At 75.4% G+C, this 6,468-nt stretch carries 4 protein-coding genes; all 4 read right to left on the bottom strand.

Annotation, left to right across the window (positions count from 1 at the left end; translation table 11 throughout):
- Positions 1 to 137: 137 nt before the first annotated feature.
- Positions 138 to 1,253 carry a hypothetical protein gene (locus ACFXGA_RS16440; RefSeq protein ID WP_378088579.1) on the bottom strand — a complete coding sequence of 372 codons (1,116 nt, stop codon included), beginning with the start codon at positions 1,251 to 1,253 and terminating at the stop codon, positions 138 to 140.
- Positions 1,254 to 1,284: 31 nt separating this feature from the next.
- The gene (locus ACFXGA_RS16435) at positions 1,285 to 2,247 is read right to left on the bottom strand and encodes a hypothetical protein (RefSeq protein ID WP_378088577.1); all 963 of its coding nucleotides are present in this window, start codon (positions 2,245 to 2,247) and stop codon (positions 1,285 to 1,287) included.
- Between the two features lie 19 nt (positions 2,248 to 2,266).
- Positions 2,267 to 6,001 carry an FxSxx-COOH system tetratricopeptide repeat protein gene (gene fxsT, locus ACFXGA_RS16430; RefSeq protein ID WP_378088575.1) on the bottom strand — a complete coding sequence of 1,245 codons (3,735 nt, stop codon included), beginning with the start codon at positions 5,999 to 6,001 and terminating at the stop codon, positions 2,267 to 2,269.
- A gap of 107 nt (positions 6,002 to 6,108) precedes the next feature.
- A complete protein-coding gene (fxsA, locus tag ACFXGA_RS16425) occupies positions 6,109 to 6,276 on the bottom strand; it encodes an FxSxx-COOH cyclophane-containing RiPP peptide (RefSeq protein ID WP_378088573.1) in 168 nt (55 codons plus the stop codon).
- Positions 6,277 to 6,468: the final 192 nt, after the last annotated feature.

Here is a 6,468-nt window from a genome sequence, read left to right as displayed (position 1 = left end):
GGCCTCGCGGGGCCCCCCCTCAGGGAGCCCGTCGTGGACCTGGACCGGCCCCCGCGGGGGCGTACTGCCCCCCCCCTCGCGTGCGTCCTACGTTCGGAACGCGCGTGTCCTACGTTCGGGATGCGTGAGGTGAGCGTTCAGGGCGTGGACGGGGTGGGGTGGGGCGAGGGGTGGGTGGAGCGGGCGAGGGTGGGGGTTGGGGAGGTCAGGCGGTCGTGGAGGCCGTTGGCGGCGGCGTGGAGCAGGTTCACCACGATCACGGCCGGTGCGACCACGGCGATCGCGCCCGGGAACGTCGGTTCCAGCAGCAACGCGAGGATGATCGCGGTCAGCCCGTTCTGCTGGCCCAACGCGAGCCGCACCCGGTCGCCGCGCCACTGCCGCGGCACGGTCAGCGCGAACGCCACCACCGCCTGCGCGCCGAACGCCGCCACCCCGAGCACCGCGCCCACCCCGGCCAGCGCCCAGCTGAACTCGGCGGCCAGCACGAGCCCGACCGCGGCGGTCGCCAGGAACATGCCCACCTCGGCCAGCCCGTCGACCCACCGCCCGAGGTCCGGCCGGAAGAACAGCCCCAGCAACGCCAGCGCCAGCAGCAACGAGTGCTGCACCGCGACGAACCCGAGCGCCAGGACCGCCACCACCATCACCGCGCGCACCGCGTACCGGACCGCGCGCCCACCGGCCTCGGCCCGCCGCACCCGACCGCGCACCAGCGCCCACAGCACGAACGCCACCCCGGCCAACGCCAGGTTGAGCAGCAGGTTCACCGCGAACGACCCGACGCCGCCGACCGCGCCGCCCCGCAGCGCGAACGCGGTCAGGTACACGGTCAGCAGCACGGTGATCGGGTCGTCGAACGACGCCCACGCCGACAGCAGCGCCTTCGCCGAGTCCGACATCCGCGACCCGGCCCGCATCGCGGCCACCGACAGCGGGTCGATCTGCGCCACCGCCACCGCGAGCACGAGGTGCTCCGGCTCCCGGAACACGAAGAACACCGCGCCGAAGATGAGCGCGACCTTCGCGAGCACGCCCAGGGTCACCGCGACCACCACGGTGCCGAGCTGCCGGCGGAACTCCGCGATGACGATGCCGCTCGTGCTCGCGTAGAGGCCGAACCCCAACAACGCGGTGATGAAGAACCCGTATACGGGTGACCGGTCGACCTCGTCGAGCCCCGCCCCGGCCGCCGCCAGCCATCCCGCGCCCAGGGCCGACAAGAGCGCGACCGAACGGATCACCGGCGTCACCGTCCCACGGTAAGCAGGGGTGCGGGGGCGTTCAAGGACCGATCGGAGTGAGTTCCTCCGCCAGGGCGGACATCCGCTCGTCCGCCGCGCGCACCCGGGACTGGTCGATCGTCACGCCCACGAGGTACTCCCCGGCGCGCAGCCGGTAGTAGAAGACCGCGCCCATCTCGACGTCCAGCACGAGCCGTTCCAGCAGCCCGCCGACGACCGGGTTCACCGCCCGGTTCAGCCTGGTCGCCAACGCGCCCAGCTCCTGCGCGAACCCGTGGTAGAAGCGGCGGCGCGCGTCCACCGTGATCTGCTTGAAGAACGGCGACAGCGACGGGTCGCCGAGGCAGTCGGCCATCGCCCGCACCTCGCCGCCCGCCACGTGCGCGACCAGGTGCAGGTCCTGCGCCCGCACCGCGGCCAGGCACGCGGTCAGCGGGCCGTCGCCCGCCGTCACGTGCGGCCTGACCCCCTCCCGCACCGGCAGGGGCTCGTCGTCCGCCGCGCTCTCCCACCCGCCCGGGTTGAGCGAGCCGAGGCTGAGCTGGCGGCGCAGCCGGGTGGCGAGCCCCGACACCGCCCGGTCGGCCTCCTCCACCGCCGGGTGGGTGAACAGCGGCCCCGCACCCGCGTGGTCCAGCACCAGGCCGACGACGTGCTCGGTCGGCACGACGGAGTCGCAGAACAGCGCCCCCTCGTCGGTGTGCAGCACGGTGCGGATGAGCCGGCCGGTGCGGACCTCCTGCAACGCCCGGTCCAGCGTGGCGACCTGGAACGTGAGGTGCCTGCCGAGCCGCTTCAGCTCCTCGCGGCGGGTGCCGCCGGGCAGCGCGTCCGGTGCGGGCGGCGGGTCGCCGAGCACGTCGACGCCGAAGTCGAACACCCCGCTGCTGTAGTGCGCGAGGTAGTGCAGCGCGGGGCTGTCGGCCACCGCCTCCCGGCACGCCTGCCTGGTCAGGTCGAACTCCGGGCCGACGTGCTCGGCCTGCTCCTCGTGCAGCTCCACGCCGGTCCCTCCTGGGCGCTCACGTGTGCGGGATGTCGACATCGCACTCCCGCCAGTCCTGGTCGGTCGGGTGCGCCGCGAGCCGCAGGTTGTGCGCCGCCGCGGCGGTGTGCGGGTGATCGTGCCCCAGGAACTCCAGGCAGTCGGTGTGCGCCTCGGCGATCAGTTCGGCCGCCCGGTCCGCCGCGCCGGCCGCCGCGTGCACCCGGGCCTCGTCCACGGCCGCCGCGAGCGTCCACGGGTGCGTGTCGCCGAGGCGGTCGCGCAGCACCAGCACCGCGGCCTCCACGTGGCCCACCGCGCCGGCGTGGTCGCCCGCCGCGCGCAGCGCCAACCCCAGGCCCAACTCGCACAACGCCACGAACGGGTGATCGTCGCGCAGCTCGACGTGCCGCTGGAAGCCGGTCAGCGCGGTGCGCGCCAGCTCCACGGCCAGCTCCGCGTCCACACCGACCCGGCGGTGGTCGGCGGCGAAGCTGAGCGCGCAGCCCAGCGTGTACGGGTGGTGCGGGCCGAGCAGTTCGCGGTAGTCCCGCAACGCCTTGCCGGTGCGCTCCTTCGCCTCCTTGGCCCGGCCCACGAGCCGCAACGCGATCGCCCGGTTCCACTGCACGCCGACCTGCGCCTGGTTCAGCTCGTGCCGCAGCGCCTGGAGCTGCTGCGAGGCGTGCAGCAGGGAGTCGAGCGCCTCCGGGTAGCGGCCGAGTTCGCGCTGGTAGAGCCCGATCTGGGCGAGCGTGGCCCAGGTCCGCTCGTCCCCCGTGCCGAACAGCCGGCGACGCCTGCGGTAGTTGTCCTCCTCCAGCGCGAGCGCGCCCGCCGCGTCGCCGGACAGGAACATCGACGACGCCAGGTTGTTCGCGGCCCGGCGGGTCTCGGGGTGGTCGTCGCCGAGCACCGAGCGCAGGCCCTCCCAGGTGGCCTGGTCCTCGGCCAGCGCCTCGGCGAACAGGCCGAGCCCGCGCAGGTCGCCGCCCCGGCCGCGGGCGGTGATCAGCGGGCGCGGGTGGGTGAGGTCCAGGGCCCGCCGCTGCCGGGCCAGCGCCAGGTCGTCCAGCCGCAGCGCCTCCGTCGGCTCGCCGAGCACGCGGTGCACGTTGGCCAGCTCGGTGGCGAGCCGGTTGCGCAGCGGGTCGGCCGTGCCGAACGCGCGGGTCCACGCCTCCAGCAACGCCCGGCCCGGTCCCAGCGCGGCCCGCCGCACGCCCGCGCCGCCGTCGGTGAACAGGAACCGCACCTGGTTGACCAGCCAGCGGCGCACCCGGGGATCGCCGCTGTCCAGCGCGCCGGACGGGATGACGTGCTTCTGCAGCTCCGCGAACCGCGCCCGCCGCGTGGGCGACTTGTCCTCCACCTCCGTGGGCGCCAGCGCGGCGAGCGCGCTCAGCACGTCGGCCTGCCGTCGTGCCCCCTCGGCCGGGGTCATCCGGTCGCGCAACGCGCGCTGCACGACGCGGTGCAGCCGCAGCGAGTACTGGTCGCCCCAGTCGACCCGGAACAACCCGTAGCGCGCGCCGTACCAGAGCACCCGGTCGATCTCGGCCGCGTCCAGCTCCAGCGGCTCGGCGTCCACGCCGCCCGCCGCGACCACGCGGCCGAGGAACGCGGGCGAGCGCACCAGGCCCAGGTCCGCGCCCTCCGGCGACAGGAACGCGCACAGCTCCGCGACCAGCACCGCCAGCCGCCCGGTGGCGCTGCCGCGCAACGCGTCCACCGCGATGTCGACGACCCGCGCCACACCGTCCACTTCGGACCGTTCAAGGCGTTCGAACAGGGTCCGCGTGGCCCAGGTCGCGGCGTCGGCGTCGCGGGCGCCCGCGGCCACCTCCAGCCGGGCCACCTCGCCGAGCCACGAGGACGCGAGGTCCAGCGCCAGGGGCAGGTGCTCGACCGCGTCCGCGACCCGCCGCGCGTCGGCCGCGGTGAGGCCGGGCACGCGGTCCAGCAGCAGGCGGGTGCTGTCGTCGGGCCGCATCGGCACCAGCTCGACGGCCTGCCCGGTCGCCGGTCGGGCGGAGATCAGCACGTGCCCCGCGGCGCCGGCGGGCAGCAGGTCGGCGATCGAGCCCGGGTCGTCCACGTTGTCGTAGACCAGCAGGAACCGGGCGTACGCCGGGTCGTTCGCCAGCCGTTCCAGCGCGGACAGCGTGCCGTAGTCGGTGGAGCCGGGCTGGTGCAGCCGGACCGCCAGCTCGGCGAGGCCCGTCAGCACCGACTGCCGGTCGTGCGCGGACAGCCACCACACCGCCGTGTAGTCCGACGAGAACCGGTAGGCGTACTCCAGCGCCAGCTCGCTCTTGCCGACGCCGGGCGCGCCGTTGACCGTCACCACGGCCCGCGCGTCGCCCGCCGCGACGAACCGGTCCCGCAACGCCTCCAGCTCGTCGTCCCGGCCCACGAAGCCGGGGTGGCGGGGCGGCAGCTCGAACACGTTTGGGTCGCTGCCGGGCACCCTCATGCCGGGCTCGTGCACCGTGCCGGGCCGGTCGATCAGGCCGAAGTGGGCGAGCAGCCGGGCGGCCAGCGTGTCCGGGGTGTGCTCGTGCACGGCCAGCGCGCCGTGCGGGGCCGCGTCCTCCGACAGGTGCAGCCGCAGCACGGTCAGCGGCACGGCGGGCAGCTCCAGCGGGCCGAGGTGCGGCGACGACAGGACCACCACGCCCGGCGGCACGTCGGCGGCGAACCACTCCCCCGCGTCGGCCAGGCGGCGGACCTGCGCGCCCGCGCGTTCCAGCTGACCGCGCACCCAGTCCGCCCAGGCCCGGTCGCGGGGCGCGTGCACCAGGACCACGCGGTCCGGCTCGGTGGTGGACGTCAGCCCGAACACCCGCCGGTAGCGGGCGCGCAGCACCGGCGACACGGGCACGACCTCGGTCACCGCGCCGCCCGTCACGGCCGCGGCGAGCCGGCCGTACTGGGCCTCCAGCGCGCCGCCGCCCGCGGGTTCCTCGACCAGGATCGCCAGCAACGGGTCGAACGCGTCGAACGGGCGGTACGGGATCTCCACCGTGCCGCCGTCGGGCACCCGCTTCGCCTGCCCCGCCAGCAGTTCCGCGAACGCCGCGTGGATCGCGGACCGGATCCGCTGCGCCCGCGACAGCTCGTCGGCGTCGTCGAACAGCGTCGCCACCGGCACCACGTCGATCCGGATCGGGGCGCGCTTGCGCAGCCGCGCGGCCAGGTCCGCCGCGTCGGCGATGGCGCGGGGACGCGGGCGGAAGCACACCACGGCCAGCTCGCACAGCGTCGCGATCAGCGTCAGCGACTCGTCGCCCGCGCCGGTGGGCGCGTCGATCAGCACCTGGTCGTAGTCCGACTCGGCCAGCCGGGCGCGCAGGTCCGCGACCACGCCCGCGTCGCCGTGCCGGGTCTCGGGCCGGGGACGGCCGGCCGCGTCGGTCGCCGCCGGCGACACCACGTCGACGTGGCCGGGTTCGGCGACGTCGCCGGCGGGCGGCGCGAACCGCTCGACGGCGGGCGCGGTGTCGTCCTCGCCCGGGGCGTCGCCCCGGTACGCGGCGACCAGGCCGCGCCCCAGGGCGTCGGGTAACGCGAGGCGTTCCACCAGGAACGGCTCCAGGTACTCGCGCACCCGCGGCACCTCCGAGCCCCAGTCCACGACCAGGACGCGTTGGCCGGCCGCGGCGAGCACCCACGCCAGGTTCGCCACCGCGCTGGTGCGACCGGTGCCGCCGGTCGCCGACAGGAAGGCGGTGACCCCGGTGCGGGCCGGGGTGGTGCGCGGGGTGCTCATCTGCTGCTCCAGGGCGGCGTGGGGACTGGGGGATACCGGTGACGGCGACCGCGCGCCCGCGACTCAGCCCCGCTTCACCCGAACGGCCCCGCGCGGGGCGGCGGTCGTCACAGGGAACTCTCGAACGCGGCGAACCGGGTGGGCAGTTCGGCGTTCTCCGCGAGGATCCGGTGCAGCGCGGCGCGCAGCGCGGTGTCCGGCAACTCCGCCAGCCGGGCCAGGTCCACACCCGTGACGTCGAGGAGTTCGGACTCCAGGACGGGTTCGGAAGCCATGTGCGACGTACCCCCTCACCGCAATGCTGCGGTTCACCCGCAGTCGCCCGATTGCCGGCGACGCCGGCGGCGCGGTTCCCATCGTAGTGAACGACAACGGTCACCGTCGGGAATCCTCCGATCGGCGGAGGTAGCGGGCGGCGCGCTGTGTTTGATTGCTGGTGGGGGTGTGTCGAATGCGCGGGGCGTGGC

Origin of the sequence: Actinosynnema sp. NPDC059335 (genome assembly GCF_042752395.1) — a bacterium.
Taxonomy (GTDB): Bacteria; Actinomycetota; Actinomycetes; order Mycobacteriales; family Pseudonocardiaceae; genus Actinosynnema.
The sequence above is the reverse complement of the archived record's forward strand: the minus strand, read 5'-3'. Positions and strand labels throughout refer to the sequence as shown.